Consider the following 18,087-nt stretch of genomic DNA (forward strand, 5'->3'; position numbering starts at 1 on the left):
TAACACCTGCAACACGCGCAAGAACATTACAGAACCACATGAATTCCTGACATTGCCGTACGGGAGCAGTGTCCGATGGGTCCGCATTGGCGAGAGGCAGAGTAAAAGAGATGGATAAAGTGGTGGCCACGGCCTTGGAGGCGGTGGCCGATGTGCCGGACGGTGCGTCGCTGGCGGTCGGCGGGTTCGGGTTGAGCGGTGTTCCGAACGTGCTGATCCGGGCGCTGTTCGAGCGGGGTGTCGGCGGCCTGTCGGTCGTCTCCAACAACTGCGGGGCCATGGACTCGGGTCTCGCGGTACTGCTGGCGGCCGGACGGATCGCACGGGTCACCGGTTCCTACATCGGGGCGAACAAGGAGTTCGCACGCCAGTACCTCGCCGGGGAACTGGAGGTCGAGCTGATCCCGCAGGGCACCCTCGCCGAACGCATGCGGGCCGGCGGAGCGGGCATCCCCGCCTTCTACACCCCCGCAGGCGTGGGCACACAGGTCGCGGACGGCGGACTGCCCTGGCGCTACGACGGCAACGGCGGCGTCGCCCTGGCCTCACCCCCCAAGGAAGTGCGCGCCTTCGACGGAGTGGAGTACGTACTGGAACGCGGGATCCGCACGGACTACGCACTGGTACGGGCAGCGCGCGGCGACCGCCACGGGAACCTGGTGTTCAACAGGTCCGCCCGCAACTTCAACCCCCCGGCCGCCATAGCCGGCAGGGTCACCGTCGCCGAGGTCGAAGAACTCGTCGAACCGGGCACGATCGATCCGGACGCGGTGCACCTGCCGGGCATCTTCGTCCAGCGGGTGGTGGCCCTCACCCCCGAACAGGCCCTGGACAAGAAGGTGGAACGGCGCACGGTCTCCGCGCCCTCGACACCGGGGACGGTGAACGGCTGATGGCCTGGACACGCGAGGAGATGGCCGCCCGGGCCGCGCAGGAACTCAGGGACGGTCAGTACGTCAACCTCGGCATCGGACTGCCCACCCTGATCCCCAACCACCTCCCCCGAGGAGTGGAGGTGGTCCTGGAATCGGAGAACGGCATCCTGGGCACCGGCCCCTACCCCACCGAGGACCAGGTCGACCCGGACCTGATCAACGCCGGAAAGGAGACCGTCACAGTCCTGCCCGGCGCCTCCTACTTCGACTCGGCACTGTCCTTCGGCATGATCCGCGGCGGCCACATCGACGTCGCGGTGCTGGGCGCCATGCAGGTCTCCGCCCACGGAGACCTGGCCAACTGGGCCATACCCGGAAAGCTGGTCACCGGGATCGGCGGCGCGATGGACCTCGTCCACGGAGCCCGCACCGTCATCGTCGTCATGACCCACACCGCCAAGGACGGCGCACCGAAGATCCTCAACCAGTGCTCCCTGCCGCTGACCGGCAAACGCTGCGTGAACCGCGTCATCACCGACCTCGCCGTCCTCGACATCACCCAGGACGGACTCCTCCTCGCCGAAACCGCCCCGGGCGTGAGCATCGACGAGATCAACGCCAAGACCGGCGCCGAAGTGGCTGTGGCGAAGGGCCTGAAGTGAAGCTCGTGTACATCGTCGACGCCGTACGCACACCGATCGGCCGTCATAACGGCGCTCTGGCTCCGTACGGCCCGACGACCTCGCCGCGCACACCATCCGCGAACTGATCGCCCGAAGCTCCCGTTTGGACCCCATACGCCCCGGGGACGTGTACTTCGGAAACGCCAATGGCGCCGGTGAGGAGAACCGCAACGTCGGCCGCATGACGACGCTGCTGGCGGGTCTGCCCACCTCCGTGCCGGGCGTGACGGCCAATCGGCTGTGCGCCTCCGGTCTGGATGCTGTCATCCAGGCGACCCGCGCCATCAGGGTCGGTGACGCCTCCGTCGCCATCGCCGGTGGTGTGGAATCGATGACCCGTGCTCCCTATGCGCCGCCCAAGAACGACCGGCCCTTCCCGGCCACCCACGCCGAGCTGTACTCCACCACGCCGGGCTGGCGCATGGTCAATCCGAAAATGGAGCCGCAGTGGACGATCCCCTTGGGCGAGTCCGCCGAACTCAACGCTGACAAGCGCAAGATCGGCCGGAAGCAGCAGGACCCGTTCGCCCTCGCCTCCCACCGGAAGGCGGCGCAGGCGCAGTCGGAGGGCCTGTTCGACACTGAACTCGCACCCGTACCGGTCCCACAGCGCAAGGGCGACCCACTTCTCTTCACCGCCGACGAGTGTGTACGACCGGATGCATCGGTGGAGGCGATGGCGAGTCTCAAGCCCGCTTTCCGCACCGAGAGCGGCACCGTGACCGCGGGCAACACCTCTCCGCTCAACGACGGTGCCGCCGCCCTGCTCCTCGCCGACGAGGGGGGTCTGAAGGCCATCGGCCGCGAGCCGCCGGCCCGCGTCTCCGCGACTGGAGTGTCCGCGATCGACCCGCACTACTTCGGTCTCGCCCCGGTCGAAGCCGTCAATCGGGTCCTGGCCAAGGCCGGCCGGACCTACGCCGATCTCGACGTGCTCGAGTTGGACGAGGCCTTCGCCGCGCAGGTCCTCGGGTGTGTGGCCGAATGGCCCGAATTCGACCCGGCGATCCTCAATCCACGCGGCGGCGCCATCGCGCTCGGGCACCCCCTCGGCGCCTCCGGAGCCCGACTCGCCGACGCCGTCGCCCACCAGTCGGCCCGCAAAGGTTCCGGAACCGGTGTCACGACCCTTTGCATCGGAGTGGGCCAAGGACCCGCGCTGGTCCTCGAACGCTGACACCGCTCCCGGGACAGGACACCGCGATGCCGCTCCTCGGAGCATGGTCCTGAGCTAGGCGTCGGATCGCCGCCAGGACGAGTGATCGTCGAGGTGTGCGCTGTCCCGCGAGCGGGCCTCACCATCGCCGGCACGCGTGCGTGATCAACTCTCGTCTGCACAGGGCGAAAACACGCCTCCATGCCCCGTCGTCTCCCGTCGCCCCACCCCAACCACTCAGCAACACGGCCCCGGGCCTGCAAGGTGCCTTGACAGTACGGGGGCAGCAGCACACCATGGAAACTATGGAAACTAGATCAGTTGCCTCAGTTTCCGAGCGTGACGGGAAGCGAGCCGATGAGATCGTGGAGGCGGCCTGTCGGCTGTTCCTCGCACCCGGTCTCGCGCGAGTGAGCATGGATGAACTCGCCCGTGAACTCGGTATGAGCAAGAAGACGATCTACCGTCACTTCCCCGACAAGCGCAGCCTGCTGACCGCGGTGCTGGATCGGCAGTTCACGGCAGTGGAGCGGACGCTCGTGGAGGCGACCGACAGCGCGGCAGGGCAGCCGTTCCATGTACGAGTCCAGCGGTTCCTGATCGCGGCCGGCACGGAGCTCGGGCGGATCGGAGCGGCTCAGCTCGCGGCCGGGCGAGGCGGAGACGCGATACTGCGCCGGTACGTGGAGCAGCGCACGGACACCGTGGTCTTTCAACGCCTCGACGAACTGTTCAGGGACGGGCACCGGCAGGGACTGCTGTCGACGCCGCCGGAACTGCTCAGTGAAATCACCCGTGGCGCCTTGGAACGGCTGCTCACCTCGCAGTTGCCCCACGAGCTGGACTGGACCGCCGCGGATCTTCTCCGGGCGACCGTCGACACCGTGCTCCACGGGGCGATCCGTACAGATCGTGCCGGCACCGACGACGACCAACGCGGGGCGGTCATTCCGACGGCCCGCAAGGAGGAGAAGGAGGGCTCATGACCGGGTCGACCGGCCGGGTGGCACTGGTGACAGGGGCCAGCAGCGGAATCGGCGCGGCCACCGCGCGCCTCCTGGCCGCGCGCGGGATGCGCGTGGTGGTCAACTACCTCCGCAACAGCAAGTCGGCCGAGGAGGTTGTGACCGATATCGAGGCCGCAGGCGGCCGGGCCATGGCCGTGCAGGCCGATGTGCGCGAGGTGGCGGCCATCGCCAACATGGTCGAGCAGGTCCGGGCAGAATGGAGCGACATCGACGTGCTCGTACACAATGCGCTCATCCCATATGCGGTCAAGTCATTTCAAGACATGACGTGGGAGGAGCTGAGCGGCAAGCTCGATGCCGAAATGCATTCGGCGTTCGCGGTCACGAAAGCGGTCCTGCCCGCAATGACGGCACAAGGCTGGGGCCGCATCATCTATCTCGGTACCGGTCTCAGCCGCCGGCCACGGGAGGGCATGATCGCACTGGGCACCGCCAAGGCCGCGCTGGAGCAGTTCGCCCGCTACCTCGCACAGGAACTCGGCCCACAGGGCATCACCGTCAACATCGTCGCGCCCGGTCCGGTGGAGTCCCGCATTGCGAACGACGTGTTCGACGATGCACAGAAGCAACGGCAGGTGGCCGCCACCCCCCTCGGCCGCCTCGCGCACCCGGACGATGTCGCCCAGGCGGTCGCCTTCTACGCCGGCGAGGACAACGTCTTCATGACCGGGACCACGGCCGCGGTCAACGGTGGAATGTCCATGTACTGATGTGTCGCTGACCACCGCGCCCGGCACCACAGTCTTTCGATCCGCCACACATCGGCACACCCTCCTCAGCACCATGGACCGCGGCGTCCGCACCGACCACGGACGCACGGCAGTGGTACGACCAAGGAAGCCAATCACATGCTCACCATCGATCTCGCCTACGTCGGACGCGGCCTGCACGAAGAACTGGCCGCCTACATAGCCGACCAGGAGGACTACTACGCCGACGAGGGCGTCCACGTCGCACTGCGCGACGGCTGCACCTGGGACGAGGAACGGCTGCGCCGCGGTGCCACCATCGGGCTCGGCCGGGCACTGCTCTCCCGGCTGACCGATGACACCCCCTGGGTCGCACTCAACGTCAACACGCACCACCCACTGTTCTGGTTCATCGCCCGCCCCGGCCTGACCTCCCTGGCCGACTTGGCCGGACGACGGCTGGCCGTACACGCCCCCCATACCGCACCCGGGTGCTTCACCCGCATCGTGCTGCGCAAGGCAGGCCTCGACCCGGACCGTGATATCCACACCATCGTCCGCACCCCCGGCGATTACGGCATGGATCTGCGGCGGCTGCTCAACGGCGAGATCGACGCGGCATTGGTCGGCAGCACCATGGCGCCGGAGGCGGTAGCCGCCGAGCACGGCTGGCAGGTGCTGGCCTGGGTCGGCGACCATTTTCAGATCCCCACCGTGGGCTTGGCCGTCGACCCCACTTACATCCACCCCGATGACCCCGCGGTCCAGGCCGTGCTCCGAGCACACCGGCGTGCCCTCCAGGTGATCTGCGACGACCCCGACACCTCGGTGCGGCACATACAGACATTTCTCGGCGGACACACCGAAGACGAAGCCCGGGCCCACTACGAGACTTTCATCGCACCGTATTTCACCACCGACGGCCAAGCCGACCTTGCGGTCGGCGCCGCCGCGATAACCGCAGTCGCCGCAGAACTCGGCGTCCCTGCCACCATCACCGCAGACGAGTTCTACCGCACTGCAAGCGCCACGACTTAGTACTGCAACGGTCTTTGCCGTGACGGGTGGGCAGTTTCGGGTGGTGTGTGGCCGCGTCGTCTGTAGTGGCTGACACGGGCTTGGTGTTGTCGTCGGCGTCGCCAGTGTGACCAGTGCAGGACATGGTCGATGGGGACTGGTCTGCGGTGGGTGAGGCGGGCGATCAGGCGTCTGAGCTCGGGGAGGCTGAGCGGAACGAGGCCGGAGGATCCGTTTCTGCTTTCCCAACATCCAGCTCGCGGGCCCGCAGAACGGTCAGGCAGGCGTGGGCGGCCATGGCGAGAGTCATGTGGCGGTGCCAGCCGTCATAGCGGCGGACCTGGTAGTCATCGAGGCCGCACTCACCCTTCGCGGTCTGGAAGCACTCCTCGGTTGTGGTTGGGATAGTGCGAGTTCAGGAAGTCCCAGGTCAGGCGTCCGGCGTGAGGTGGCGGGGGAGCTCTTGCAGCGGTCAGTGCTGTGGTCGGGCAGGCAGTGGGCTCAGGAGTGCGACAGCGCATAGCACGGGGATCAGCGCGGCGAGCGTCCAGGTCAGGCCGGCGAACTCAGCGGCCCAGCCGATCACGGCGGGGCCGAACAGGGTCCCCGCGTAGGTGAAGGTAGTGAATCGGGAGATCAGCGTCGCGGCTTCCGGGCTGTCCGCCTTCGCCTGCCCGACCGCGCTGTAGGCCAGCGGGATCAGGACCGATGCACCCGCGCCCGCGACGGCGAACCCACCGATGGCCGTGACCGGGTTCGGCGAAAGCAGCGCCATCGCCAGGCCGCAGGCCGCGACGAGGCCGCCGGTGCGGAACAGGGCCGGGGCGGCGTAACGGAGGGCCAAGCGGTCGCCGATCCCCCGGCCGACCGCCTGAGCGCCGGTGTAGGCGGTCACCGCCGTCGTCGCGAGACCGAGCGACGCGCCCCGGGAGTCGTGCAGGAAGATCGCGCTCCAGCCGAGGGCGGCGCCTTCACAGACCATCAGGGCGGTGCCGGTCAGTCCGAGTGCCACGTCCTGGCGGCTCCAGCCTCCCCGTCGGCGTCGGCCCCGCCGGCGCTGTGCGGGCGAGGACGTGGGGGCGCGGCCCCGCGTGCCGGTCTCCGTCAGGAGCCGTCCCAGCAGCAGGCCCCCCGCCAGGAGCGCGGTGGCGGCTGCGGCGAGATGCGTGGCGCACGAGACACCCGCACGCTCCAGGACGGCCGTGGCGAGTGAGGCCACGACCGCGCTGATACTCCAGGCAGCGTGGCAGCCGTTGAGCATGGGACGTCCGAGGCGCCGTTCGACGGTGACGGCGTGGGTGTTCATGGCTGTGTCGGTGGTGCCGTGCACGGCACCGAGCGCCGTGATGACCACCACGAGTTCGACGACTCCGCCCACGAGGCCGACCAGCGCCAGCAGCACGGGCATGACGACGAGCGAGATGCGCAGCACCGGCCGCGTCCCGACCCGCGCCGTCAGAGGGCCCACGCCCTGCATGCAGGCGAGGGCCGCCACGGCAAAGACCATGCCGATGAGGCCGAGTTGCCCGTCGCTCAGATGGTGCTTGCCCTTGAGCGATCCCAGCCGGACGACATACGTCGACAGCGTGAGCCCGTTGAGAAAGAAGACGGCTGTGGCTGGCCACCGTCCGGCGTTTCCCGGTCTGTCTGGATCCTCTGATGTGGTCGAGCTGGCCCGGACCGGGTCGGCAGCCGTTGGTGTCGCGTGCGCCGTGGTCTGTTCCTCGGCAGTCATCGTGCGCGCTCCGTCGCGTTCCCCCCGTGATCCGAGGATGCCCGGACGGCGGGTGAGAATCAGATCGACACTAGCACCGCCGCACACTGCCGGGCCGCTCCCTCAGCGAAGCCTCCACCTGGACCCGCTCGGTCAGGCCGATTTGACCTGTGCCGCCGTGCCGCAGCGGTATCGATGGTTCGGGCGAGTTTGCGACTGGTTTCTGACCGCATAGGTACGCCGGGCTGTTCAGGCCGCGGCGGCGAGGAGGCGTCCGCCCCAGCGGATGCCCTTCTCGCTGCGGATGCGGGCGCGTTCCTTGTGTTCGGCGGCCAGGATGTCGCGGTGGCGGGCGTTCGCATTGCGCCAGCGCAGGTAGGCGTGCAGGCCCGCGTCTGCATGGTGTGGTTGGGGTAGTGGGAGTTGGCGATGGTGAACTGCCGCAGCGGTCCGAAGTGCGCCTCGATCGGGTTGGCCCAGGAGGCATAGGTCGGGGTGAAGCACAACTCGACCTTGTTCTTCTTCGCCCAGCGGCGGATGTCGGCGCCCTTGTGCGCGGACAGGTTGTCCATGACCACGTAGATCGGGGCGCCGTCGGGCCGGGCAGCGCGGATCGATCTGAGCGCGGCTACTGCGATTTTCGGTTCGGGGTGACGTCATGGCGGGGCCGGGATGATTCCGGTCTCGGCGATGAATCCGTCGAGTAGACCGGGCTGGTACTGCATCCGTTTCAGGCGGGTGCGGGCCAGTGCGGCAAGCTCGTCGAGGCTGCATGGGGCCAGGTTGCCCAGGCTGTTCTTCAGGTGGGCCCACACGCCTTCGGCGGGGTTGAGGTCGGGCGTGTACGAGGGGAAACGGAAGACCGTGAGCCAACTCCGGGCCTCGATCAGCTCACGCATCGCGGCGTCGACGTGATGGGTGTAGTTGTCCCACACCAGTACGACGGGCCCGCCAAGCTGCTGGTGAGCCGCGTCCATCAACGCGGCGAAGTCCTTCTCCCGGAACCCTTTCCGTTCGCCCTTGCGGCCGTGGTGCACCAGCATCCGGAAGATGAGCCGGGTTGGCCGGCCCGGCCTTGATCATCAGTCTCCGGCCGTGCCCGCTGATCGCGTCAGAGCCTTGGCCAGTGCCGGGCATCGACAGCTGGCCCGGTATGGGGAGGCCAGCCACCTCTCCCCCACGAAGCCGACCAACTCGCGGAACTGGCCATCGCCCGTGTGCAGACACCTCCACCGCAGGGGCGGCGCAGCCGACGCACAGGATGCACGTCGCCGCAGCCCCACGCCGCAACGCGAAAACCTCACCCCCTCGGCAGGGGACGGGGGGTTCGCATAAGGTGCCGGGCGGGCCTTGCACTGGCATCTGACCGCAGGAAGCGGAACATCTATTCCCGGACCACCAACGCACAGCCGGCCACCAGAAGTTGCGGCGGCCTGCTCAAGATCAGTCCTAGCGCATGCCCACCCGTGAGCCCGCCACTCGGGGCCGAGCCGAGCCGGCATGCGCAGCGTCACCGTGTCCATGCACACACCCCGCTTCAGGGAAACCGACGTCCATTGCGCAGCCCGCCGGGCCGGACCACGCAGCTCCCGGGCGCCTGCGCATCGCGTGCCAGCCGGGCCGCACCATGCCGAGACTGCACACACGCGGTCAGCGATTGCGCATCGCGGCCACGTGCGCCATCCGTGCTTCAGGGCGCTGACCAGGCATGGCCGCACCTGCGGTCGGGTCGGCCACGGCGACGGTCAGGGGATGTCCTCGCGCCAGTCGAACCGGCGCCGGTCCACCGCTCTCAGGGAGTACAGGGCGCGGCCGCCCGACCCGTACCGGCCTATCTCCGTATGAAGGGCGACGTCTTGGGCTCGAGCGTGGTCGGGCCAGTCCGTGACGTCCAGGAACAGACCATCCAGCGGGCCTGCCACCAACTCCACGTAGGTGCGCCCCTGCCGCGGTCCGGCATCGTCATGGTCGGCCCCGTAGACACGGCCGCGCAGGAACTCCAACTCGTCCATGACGGACAGCGTCGCAGCCGCCACCGACAGCCTGCATGACCCACTCGAAAGACGGCCGCTGAACCGGGCTGGCGGCGACCACATCGTCGCTGCACACCTCGGCCACCGTCGCCTGCTGCGGGCCCAAGCCCTCAGTCTCACCGGAGCGCTCACACACAAGATCACCGCGCCCCGCAACGCCACTCGCGGCCGTACAACCCGGCCCCGGCCACAGAGAATCGTTACAGCCCGAAGGGTGGGAGGTTGGGGCAGCGTCGACTGGCACCTCGCGGGGAACTGCACACTCCAGCCGCGAGGTGGGCAACGCCGTCGACGTCGTGCGCTGACCGCTCGCAGGCCGGCGCACGGACGATTACGCCAAGTGACAACCCGAACGGGACGCACCATGAGCATCCGACGCGCGGGTACCTGACCGGCCGACCGCCCGCGACTGCCACCCTTCCGAGGGCAGGGAGCCGTCGGCTGTCGGATTCCGCGCTGTCCCGTTCGTCGCAGGGGCAAGAAGATCGAAGATTGCGACAGAAGGAGATCCGGGATGGGGCGGGAAGCCGAGGTGCTGCTCGGGCAGTTGGCGGGACAGCGCGGGCATGTGCTGGGGATCTTGGAGGGGCTGACGAAGGAGCAGCTGCGCCGCCCGGTGCTGCCTTCGGGCTGGAACTGCTTGGCGCTGGTCAGGCATCTGACGCTGTCCGACGAGCGGTACTGGTTCCGCTGCGTGGTGGGCGGCGAGCCGCGGGACATCCTGCCGGCCGAGAAGGGCGGCGACTGGCGCGTCGGCGCGGACGAGAGCACCGAGGACGTCTTCACGCTCTACCGCGAGGAGATCCGCCGTGCCGACGCTGTCCTCGCGGCGACGGACCTGGACGCGCCGCCCAAGCAGCCGGACCCCGTCTGGGCCCGCTGGGGGATGGACTTCCCTGACGTGCGGTCCGTCGTGGCGCACGTCCTCGTCGAGACGTCCGTCCACGCCGGGCACCTTGACGCGGTGCGCGAGCTGCTGGACGGCCGGCAGTGGGTGGTGCAGTGAAGCGGCGATCTTGGAATTGCGCCCGGCGCAGTGTCGGATCCGGGGCCGCCCCGTTCGTCGTATGGTCGTGCACACCGTTGAGCAGGGAGGAACCCCACGCATGAGGTACATGATGTTCGTCGTCGCCGATCCGGACGCCGCCGCTGAGGCCGAGCCCGCGCCCGGCGACCTGACCATCGAGGAGTGGCTGGCCGATGTCGACGGCCGCGGCAAGCGGATCATCGGGGAGCGGCTGCGGCCGCTCAGCGATGCCACGACGGTACGAGTCAGCCGCGGCCAGGTGCTGGTCACTGACGGCCCGTTCACCGAGTCCAAGGAGTGGATCTGCGGCTTCGACATCCTGGAGTGCGAGGATCTGGACGAGGCCATCGCGATCGCGGCGCGGCACCCGATGGCCAGCGGCGGCAAGCTCGAACTGCGCCCGTTCTGGCCGGGCGAGCACGCGTGACGGCGGCGGCGGCCGGGGCGTCTTCGGCGGCGGCCTCGGCCGTCGCCGCGGAGCGAGCCAGCATGGTCGCAACGCTCATCCGCCTGACGGGCGACTGGGAGCTGGCCGAGGACTGTGTGCAGGACGCGGTGGAGAAGGCGCTGAGGCACTGGCCCGAGGCCGGCCTGCCGCGCTCTCCCGCGGCCTGGCTGACCACCGCGGCCCGCAACCGGGCGCTCGACGTGCTGCGCCGTCGCCGCACGGAGCAGGCCAAACTGGCCGAGCGGGCGTTGCTGGACGAGGCGGCGCAGACCGCTACGGACCGCGACGACCGGCTGAGCCTGATCTTCACCTGCTGCCATCCGGCGCTGCCGCTGGACGGCCGGGTGGCGCTGACCTTGAAGACCGTGGCCGGGCTCAGCACCGCGCAGATCGCCGACGCCTTCCTGGTCTCCAAGAGCACCATGTCCCAGCGGCTGCTGCGCACCAGGCGCAAGATCAGCCATGCCGCGATCCCGTACCGGGTGCCGACGGACGAGCTGCTGGCCGAGCGCACCGACGGGGTGCTCGCCGTCCTCTACCTCGTCTTCAATGCCGGCTACGGACAGCTCGAAGGCCGCCTTGCGGACGAAGCGCTGCGCCTGACGCGGCTGCTGGTCGACCTGATGCCGTCCGCCGACGAGGCACGCGGCCTGCTGGCCCTGATCATGTTCCAGCAGGCCCGCCGCGCCACCCGGTTCGACGCCGCAGGTGATTTGGTGTCTATGGAGGAGCAGGACCGGTCCCGCTGGGATCCGGTGCTGACCGCCGAGGCGCACCGCGAACTGCGCCGCGCGACACGCTCCGGCCGTCCGCCGGGCCCGTACCGGCTGCAGGCGCGGATCGCGGCCTGCCACGCGTCCGCGCCGTCCGCGCAGGCGACGCCCTGGCATGCGATCGTGCCGCTGTACGACGCGCTGCTCGCCGCCCAGCCCTCCCCGGTGGCCGCGCTCAACCGGGCGGTGGCGGTGGGCTTCCGCGACGGCTTCGCGGTCGGGCTCAACGCGCTCGATGCGCTGGACACCGACGTGTTGGCCGGCTACTACCTGCTTCCGGCCGCCCGCGCGGACTTTCTGCGCCGCGTCGGCCGCACCGAGGCGGCCAGGGCCGCGTACGAGGATGCGCTGCAACTGGTGGCCGAGGACGGACCCGAAGCCCGCTTCCTACGCCGACGGCTCGCGTCACTGCCGACCAGCAGCGGAGTAGTTCGTCACCTCTAGATAATCAACTCCAAGGGGTCGGCGGTCAGTGAGCGAGGACGAGCTGGCCGATGCTGAAGACCGTGGACGCCACGTCCGAGAAGGGCGGCCGCCGCCGGTGGACCCGCCGGCGCATCCTCGAGCAAGCCGCGCAACGCAAAACCAGGTAATACAACCGGCGGGTGGCCGTCTCAGCCCACCGCCCCTATAGACGCGGCATCCGGTTATGGGTTGTTGGTCCCTTGCGGAACGGATGTCGCACGATGGCCGGCATGGCGTGGCTCGCCACCACACCCCGCAGCAGCCCCGGCCGCTGCGGACCGGCCATCGCCGAGCTCCCCCTGCCACCGCCACCCGTCGAACGAGGTGCTCTGCGCTGGCAACAGCGTTCGGCGCATCGGCCCGATGCTCCAGTTGCTCTGCGATCCTGGAGCCAGGAGACGAAAGGGGCCGCGTTCATGCAGTGGAAGACCCATGGCGAACGGCAGATCTATACGAATCACTGGGTGAACCTGTGTCTGGTCGACGTCCAGCAGCCGGACGGACGCCGTTGGGAGCACCATGTGGTGCGCCTGCGGCATCTGGCTGTGGCCGCCGTGGTGAATGATCGCCGTGAGGTGCTGATGATGTGGCGGCATCGCTTCATCACGGATGCGTGGGCGTGGGAGCTGCCGATGGGGCTGATCGAGGACGGGGAGAGCCCTGAACAGGCCGCGTCTCGGGAGGTTCTTGAGGAGACGGGCTGGCGTCCGGGGCCGCTCAAGCCGTTGATCTACGCCGAGCCGGCCAACGGGATCACGGACTCGCAGCATCACCTCTTTCTCGCCGACGGGGCGACGTACGTCGGTGAGCCGACGGAGAAGAACGAGTCGGATCGGGTCGAGTGGATCCCGCTGGCTGACGTGCGGGGCATGATCGACCGCCGAGAGATCGTGAGCAGTGGGTCGCTCGTCGGGCTGTTGTATGTGCTCATGGACGAGGCGATCCGCTGAGGTGCCGTTCGCCTCACACGGTGAGCAGTTCTCGCAGGCGCGCTTCGAACACGGCAGCTGCGGGTTCTCTTCTGTGCGGCTCCAACTGGTCGTAGAACTCTCGGAGGTGGCCCGTCACTCGCTGGGATGCGACGGTTGAAGCCTTGTCCAGGGCTTGTGTGGCGGTACGGCAGGCCTGGTCCAGCTTTCCTTGCTGAAGTTGGGTGCGGGCCAGCCAGAACGCGTGGAATGCGTGGCCTCGTTGGTTGGTGCTGTTCTCCCTGCGGAGGGCGTCGGCGATCAGCGGCTCGGCTGTGGCTGCCTCGCCGAGGCGTCCGTGTGCGATGCCTGTGTCCACGATCAGTTTGGGCTCGTCGAAGTAGGCCACCCAGGGCGGATCGGCGTCGCCCGGCTGGATGCGCTCGAACTGGTGGTGCGCCTCGGTGATCGCGGCATGCGTGGCGGTCCGGTTGCCGAGCGCGGCTTGGGCGAACGCTTCCCGCATGGCCAGCATCGACCGTACGCGTGGGGTGGTCCCTGGCGTTGTCTGGGCCTCGTCCTGGGCGGCGCTGACGTAGGCGAGGGCGTCTGCCGGTTTGTCCTGGTAGGTGGCCTGCAGGCTCATGCACCCCAGCACGTTGGCCATGAACTGCCGGTCGTTGATCTGTTTGGCCAACTGCAGGGCCTCACCGAAGTACGAACGGGCCTGGCTGTACTGTCGGGCGTCGAAATGCGTCCAGCCCGTGAGGCGTGCCAACTCGGCTGCCACCGCGTACAGCTCCTTCTGGACAGGCTCCGAGCGGGTCTCTTTCAAAAGGCCGATGACGTAGCGGAGTTGGCCGACCACCGTCGGCCGTAACGCTTCGCCGCCATGCTGGTCGTCTCGACGCCAGTAATCCTCGATCGAAGCGCGCAGCGCGCGGAGAGTGGAGGGGCTTGGGCTGGTGCGGGTGGCCTGCGCGAGAAAGCTCTCCACCTCCGCCCCCGGGAGGACGGCTGAAGCTTCGGACTCGAGTACCGGCTCTTGCGCAGCAGACGGTTCACGCTCAGCCGTGGCCAGAGCCACGGGTGTCTCCCAGGAACGTCGTGCCAGCCCGAGCATGTGGCCGGGGATCCGCAGTCCGTCAGCCACTCGCTCGATGACATCGATGTGCACCAACTGACGCCTGCCTGCCATCACTTCGCCGACCCGGCTGGGCGTCAGGTCACACCGCCGGGCGATCATCGAGGGGTAGATCCCCGCGTAGACCTTGATCAGGCGGAATACGCGCGCGAAATCACGGACACGGCATGCGTCGAGCATCTCCGGGTCGGTGAGCAACCTGGCCGGGAGCTCCGGCGGTCGGGACGGCTCGGTCATGGCAATGCTCCCATGGCTGAAGGCTACCCAACGTCGCTTACTGTCACTTAGGGGTGAGGTTACCCACGTTGGGTACCCAGTCGGACCTTTCTGCCAGGATCCCGCGATCGCAAAGCTCTGAGCATGGCGAACGAACAGATGACTGCTGCTGCCGACGAGGTGTCGCCCGGCGGTACGGGACCGGTGCGCGCTCACCGTGAAGGGATGCAGGCCCCGGCCTACACGGTCGAGCGGCCCGGCGTCCTCCCGGCCGTGCACACCGACGCTCTGGAGCCCAACGCCGAGAGCAGCGCGCAACACGATCGCCTCCATCCCCACCGGGGACGAGAGGCGACGGCGGTCACCACCGAACGCTCTCACGCCCAGCACACCGGGGACACCTGCGAGCCGGTGGACATCGCCAAGGTGATCGGCGCAGCACATCGGGCGGAGCAACTCGCCACCACAGACCCCACATCCAGTCCGGCCCGGGCCGTTGCCGCCGAGCTAAACAGCTATCTGCCAGCCTTGCTCGCAGCGGCGGAACACCGGCTGAGCCGCATGAGGAGCGGCACCCCGGCCGCCTCGCGGGCGCGTGAGGTCCTGGCCGACACCCTCAGGCACGCCAGATCGGTGCACCTGGCCGAAGAGGGCGGCGAACTGACCAACCCCACCGCCGAAAACGCGGAATCTCGCTCCAGCTCGCCGCCGCGCGCGGCCAGCGGGGTCACTCCCTGCCGGGAGGCCCGGTCGCGGGCCGCGGCTACCAGGGCCGTCTTTCCGATGCCGGCCGTTCCCTCGACGAGAGGGTTGCGCCTTCCCCCACTCGGGCCCGGGCCAACAGCTCGTCGATGCGGCGCAGTTCGCGCCCCCGCTCCATGAGAGTCATCCGGCTCCCGCCCCGCCGACCCGACGGCTGCCGGAAAAGACTTCGGTAGCCACCACGTTGTGTCCTCTCGGCAGGTGCCACATCCTGTCGCTATGGATTCCCATGCCGTCGGCGGCTCACGCCGCGCGATCGTCGACTTCGCGTCCGACGCGGACCCAGTGTCGGGCCGCGTCGTCACCGTGGACGGCGAGGAGGAGTCCAGCGGCTGGATGGAACTCATCCAGATCCTCGACCAGATACGGACGGGATCGGGGCACGACGGGACACGGGGGTAAAGGGGGGCCGTCGCATGACGGGATCAGGTTCGATTCGCATACACGTGGCGCTGGCAGCTCTAGCGGGGGTTCTTTTGCTGTTGGGGGTGTTCGTCATCGTGCGTACGGCAGCCAGTGGTGGCGACGCTTCCTCCGGTGGCGAGGGCCGGCCGGATGCGGCTGGGTCGGGACTGGTGTCGGGGGGGCAGAGTGACGCCGGGGCCTCGAGTGGGCAGGGACAGGGCTTGTCCGGAACGTCCAGCGGGGCCGGCACAGAAGCATCAGCGACATCCAGCGGGACCAGCACAAACGGATCACCGACATCCAGCGGGACCGGCGGGACCGGCGGGACCGGCGGGACCGGCGGGCAACGATCGGGCGCGATCCGTATCGGTGGCGCAACGTTCACCAACGACTACCCCATTGAAAACTTCCCGGATTTCAACGCGCCGACGGGCTGCTTCGCACCGGGCAATCCGTCGCACAGCGTGCCGTTGAAGATTGTGGAGGTCGGACTGCTCGACACCGACAACGTGCAGCCGCTGATCAGCGGCTGCGACGGTGCGGACGATGCCAGCAGTCTCGTCGGTATCCCGTTGTCCCAGGGCTGTGAGGGCAAAGTACTTGCCCCCGGGACCGGCTGCCTCATGGCCGCCCAGGTGAAGGCGCCCGGGCCTGGCCGGGCCACGGTCTACGTCAAGGCTGAAGCCACCTGCACCTCTCACTCGGGGTGGCCCTGCAACAGCCTTGAACTCGCGCCCCACGCGCCCTCACCGCAGCACCCCATCGTGGCGCAGGTGACCACGACTCAGGTCATAACCTTCTTCGCGGCCACCCCGGATGACTCCACCCCCTCGCCTTCGACGATCGATCCGTCGTCTTCCGGTGGCCAGTCTTCTCCCGTCGACAAATCACCTGCCGTCGAGACCACCGGCCCCACGGACAGCGGAACATGACCGCCACCATGTCGCCGGGCGGCCAGTTCTTGGAGCGGACGCGTGCTGTCATCAACGTACTGGGACCGGCGACGGTCGTGACCTCGCTGTTGTTCTACTTCGGCTACGTGGCGACGACAGCGCGGTTCCGGTACTTCGGGGTCTACCTGTCGCTGATGAACCAGTCACTGCAGGACATGATGTTGTATGGGGTGGAGGCTCTGTACCCGCCCCTGATCGCGGTCTCCATCGTTGGGCTCCTGGCCCTCGCCGTTCACACCGGTGTCCGCCTGCTGCTCGTGTCGGAGGCCAAGGACGACATCACCGGCTGGATCGGGGTCTTCGTCACGCTGCTCGGCTGCCTGGCGCTGGCCCGAGGCGTCGTGGGAATGCTGGTACCGCACATCTCCCGTACCGAGACGATCGCACTCACGCCCCTGTGCCTCGGTGTCGGTGCTGTGGGTCTCACCTACGGAAGCTGGCTGTTGCGCCGGATCACCATCCGCCGAGACCGGCGACGGTTCCGTAACGCGCCCGAAGACGCGGATCCTCCCACGCGCTCAGCCGTCGCGGACTGGCTCGCCTCAACGGCCTGCATACGCCTGTGCAGATACGCGATCGCCTGGACGACCCTCCTCGTCATCGCCAGCGCTTTCTGGACCGCCAACAGTTTCGCCGCCGCCTACGGGCTGGGCCGAGCACTAGACGACGCCGACTCCCTGCCAAGACGCCCGGAGATCGTCCTGTACACCAAGGAACCGCTGCGTGACCTCCCGGCCGGCGCCAGCGGCACGCGGCTCACGCCGAGCGCGGGAAGTCAACTCCAGTACCGCTACCGAGGCCTGCGGCTGCTCGTCCAGGCGAACGACCACCTCTTCCTAGTACCCGCACACTGGACAACACCTGGAGGGCGCACGCTGGTCGTGCCATACGACAACACCGTCCACCTCGAACTCGTGCCGTCCTGAGCCTCAGAACCCGGGCAATCCGCCGCCACCGGCGGCCACGCCCTTTTTACTGGCTGGGCACCCCGTCACCGCCGACATGAGCGGTACGGACACAGACGCGGACCGAACGGGCCGTGCATTGACGCACTGATCCCTCCAGACGTGGAGATCGTCAAGGATCCACGCACCGTGGCACGCAACCGGGACGAGGTCCTGCAGGCGGCACAAAGTTGGCTTCTCAAGCAGGCTGCATGTCGGCGACCGTAAAACGCTGCGCAGCTCGGCTTTCTCTCCTGGCCTGGGCCAGGAGAGAAAACGCTCATTCGGCCGCAGCAGTGAGCGCCCGCTGCTTGGCCCGTCGATACTGCGCGATGGTCCCCCTGTTCTCCGCTGTGAGCAGCCGCCGACCCTGCATCGGTCAGCACAGCGTCGAAGGCTGCCGTGAACTTGGAGTCCCGGTCGCGTATCAGGAACCTGGTCTTGCTGACGGCGTCCTCCAAGTCCACGACGAGGTTGCGTCCGAGCTGCACGATCCAGTCCGCGGTGGGGTGTGCGGTGGCGCCCAGGATCCGGACACGCCGGGAGGCATGCTCGATGGCCGCGAAGACGTACAGGCGCGCCCCGGTCAGGGTGCGGGTCTCGAACAGGTCACACGCCAGCAGCGCCTGGGCCTGGCTGCGCAGGAAGTCGGCCGGTCGTGCTCTGGCGTTCCGGCGCGGGCGGGATGCCGTGCTCTCGGAGGATCTCCCAGACGGTGGAGGCGGCGACCTTGATGCCCAGCGCCGCGAGTTCACCGTGGATGCGGCGATACCCCCACGAGCGGTTGCTCGTCGTCAGCAGGCGCAGGAGCGTGAAGGTGTTGGTCGCGGCGAGGTAGGCCAGACGC

General features: G+C 68.5%; 16 protein-coding genes and 5 pseudogenes. 14 read left to right on the top strand and 7 right to left on the bottom strand.

Going from position 1 to position 18,087, the window contains the following annotated elements; translation table 11 throughout:
* The first annotated feature begins 110 nt into the window (after window positions 1-110).
* The 6 genes and pseudogenes from ACSHXN_RS02920 (at window position 111) to ACSHXN_RS02945 (ending at window position 5,469) form a co-directional block, all read left to right on the top strand.
* Window positions 111-893 (top strand): CoA transferase subunit A, encoded by a 783-nt coding sequence (locus ACSHXN_RS02920; RefSeq protein WP_438302574.1) that lies wholly within the window; start codon window positions 111-113, stop codon window positions 891-893.
* Complete coding sequence (locus ACSHXN_RS02925; protein WP_438302575.1) at window positions 893-1,537, top strand: CoA transferase subunit B; 645 nt, start codon at window positions 893-895, stop codon at window positions 1,535-1,537. Before ACSHXN_RS02920 ends, ACSHXN_RS02925 begins: the two co-directional genes overlap by 1 nt.
* A pseudogene (locus ACSHXN_RS02930) lies at window positions 1,534-2,735 on the top strand (thiolase family protein). The gene ACSHXN_RS02925 and the pseudogene ACSHXN_RS02930 overlap by 4 nt, the downstream one beginning before the upstream one ends.
* A gap of 284 nt (window positions 2,736-3,019) precedes the next feature.
* On the top strand, window positions 3,020-3,700 hold the full coding sequence (locus ACSHXN_RS02935) for a TetR/AcrR family transcriptional regulator (RefSeq protein ID WP_355140699.1): 681 nt from the start codon (window positions 3,020-3,022) through the stop codon (window positions 3,698-3,700).
* Window positions 3,697-4,452, top strand: coding sequence for an SDR family NAD(P)-dependent oxidoreductase (locus tag ACSHXN_RS02940; protein WP_355140700.1), 756 nt, complete (start codon window positions 3,697-3,699; stop codon window positions 4,450-4,452). The genes ACSHXN_RS02935 and ACSHXN_RS02940 overlap by 4 nt, the downstream gene beginning before the upstream one ends.
* Window positions 4,453-4,590: 138 nt before the next feature.
* Window positions 4,591-5,469, top strand: a complete 879-nt coding sequence (locus ACSHXN_RS02945) for an ABC transporter substrate-binding protein (protein WP_355140701.1) — start codon at window positions 4,591-4,593, stop codon at window positions 5,467-5,469.
* A 163-nt stretch (window positions 5,470-5,632) separates the two neighbouring features.
* Here the strand turns inward: ACSHXN_RS02945 and ACSHXN_RS02950 are convergent.
* The 5 genes and pseudogenes from ACSHXN_RS02950 to ACSHXN_RS02970 form a co-directional block, all read right to left on the bottom strand.
* Window positions 5,633-5,839, bottom strand: a pseudogene (locus ACSHXN_RS02950) (IS701 family transposase); the annotation flags it as partial.
* Between the two features lie 81 nt (window positions 5,840-5,920).
* Complete coding sequence (locus ACSHXN_RS02955; RefSeq protein ID WP_438302576.1) at window positions 5,921-7,183, bottom strand: MFS transporter; 1,263 nt, start codon at window positions 7,181-7,183, stop codon at window positions 5,921-5,923.
* A 228-nt stretch (window positions 7,184-7,411) separates the two neighbouring features.
* Window positions 7,412-7,794, bottom strand: a pseudogene (locus ACSHXN_RS02960) (transposase); the annotation flags it as partial.
* 24 nt (window positions 7,795-7,818) lie between these two features.
* Window positions 7,819-8,238, bottom strand: a pseudogene (locus tag ACSHXN_RS02965) (transposase); the annotation flags it as partial.
* A gap of 669 nt (window positions 8,239-8,907) precedes the next feature.
* Window positions 8,908-9,174, bottom strand: a complete 267-nt coding sequence (locus ACSHXN_RS02970) for a hypothetical protein (protein WP_438302577.1) — start codon at window positions 9,172-9,174, stop codon at window positions 8,908-8,910.
* Between the two features lie 535 nt (window positions 9,175-9,709).
* On the opposite strand from ACSHXN_RS02970, the gene ACSHXN_RS02975 reads away from it, so the two are divergent.
* The 4 genes from ACSHXN_RS02975 (at window position 9,710) to ACSHXN_RS02990 (ending at window position 12,858) form a co-directional block, all read left to right on the top strand.
* The gene (locus ACSHXN_RS02975; RefSeq protein WP_355140705.1) at window positions 9,710-10,201 is read left to right on the top strand and encodes a DinB family protein; all 492 of its coding nucleotides are present in this window, start codon (window positions 9,710-9,712) and stop codon (window positions 10,199-10,201) included.
* 100 nt (window positions 10,202-10,301) lie between these two features.
* Complete coding sequence (locus ACSHXN_RS02980; RefSeq protein WP_355140706.1) at window positions 10,302-10,649, top strand: YciI family protein; 348 nt, start codon at window positions 10,302-10,304, stop codon at window positions 10,647-10,649.
* Window positions 10,646-11,887: an RNA polymerase sigma factor gene (locus ACSHXN_RS02985; protein WP_438302578.1), complete on the top strand. Its 1,242-nt coding sequence runs from the start codon at window positions 10,646-10,648 to the stop codon at window positions 11,885-11,887. The genes ACSHXN_RS02980 and ACSHXN_RS02985 overlap by 4 nt, the downstream gene beginning before the upstream one ends.
* 437 nt (window positions 11,888-12,324) lie before the next feature.
* Entirely contained in the window at window positions 12,325-12,858 is a 534-nt protein-coding gene (locus tag ACSHXN_RS02990; protein ID WP_438302579.1) for an NUDIX hydrolase, read from the top strand.
* Window positions 12,859-12,871: 13 nt separating this feature from the next.
* Here the strand turns inward: ACSHXN_RS02990 and ACSHXN_RS02995 are convergent, their stop codons facing one another.
* Window positions 12,872-14,197: a helix-turn-helix domain-containing protein gene (locus tag ACSHXN_RS02995; RefSeq protein WP_438302580.1), complete on the bottom strand. Its 1,326-nt coding sequence runs from the start codon at window positions 14,195-14,197 to the stop codon at window positions 12,872-12,874.
* A gap of 123 nt (window positions 14,198-14,320) precedes the next feature.
* Here ACSHXN_RS02995 and ACSHXN_RS03000 point away from each other — a divergent pair, with 123 nt between their 5' ends.
* The 4 genes from ACSHXN_RS03000 (at window position 14,321) to ACSHXN_RS03015 (ending at window position 17,222) form a co-directional block, all read left to right on the top strand.
* A complete protein-coding gene (locus tag ACSHXN_RS03000) occupies window positions 14,321-15,058 on the top strand; it encodes a hypothetical protein (RefSeq protein WP_438302581.1) in 738 nt (245 codons plus the stop codon).
* Window positions 15,059-15,157: 99 nt separating this feature from the next.
* Window positions 15,158-15,340: a hypothetical protein gene (locus tag ACSHXN_RS03005; RefSeq protein ID WP_438302582.1), complete on the top strand. Its 183-nt coding sequence runs from the start codon at window positions 15,158-15,160 to the stop codon at window positions 15,338-15,340.
* A gap of 224 nt (window positions 15,341-15,564) precedes the next feature.
* On the top strand, window positions 15,565-16,275 hold the full coding sequence (locus tag ACSHXN_RS03010) for a hypothetical protein (protein WP_438302583.1): 711 nt from the start codon (window positions 15,565-15,567) through the stop codon (window positions 16,273-16,275).
* On the top strand, window positions 16,272-17,222 hold the full coding sequence (locus tag ACSHXN_RS03015; protein WP_356296243.1) for a hypothetical protein: 951 nt from the start codon (window positions 16,272-16,274) through the stop codon (window positions 17,220-17,222). The genes ACSHXN_RS03010 and ACSHXN_RS03015 overlap by 4 nt, the downstream gene beginning before the upstream one ends.
* A 365-nt stretch (window positions 17,223-17,587) precedes the next feature.
* Here the strand turns inward: ACSHXN_RS03015 and ACSHXN_RS03020 are convergent.
* A pseudogene (locus ACSHXN_RS03020) lies at window positions 17,588-18,038 on the bottom strand (integrase); the annotation flags it as partial.
* Window positions 18,039-18,087: the final 49 nt, after the last annotated feature.

Origin of the sequence: Streptomyces sp. HUAS TT11, assembly GCF_051553595.1 — a bacterium.
In the GTDB taxonomy this organism is placed as follows: Bacteria; Actinomycetota; Actinomycetes; order Streptomycetales; family Streptomycetaceae; genus Streptomyces.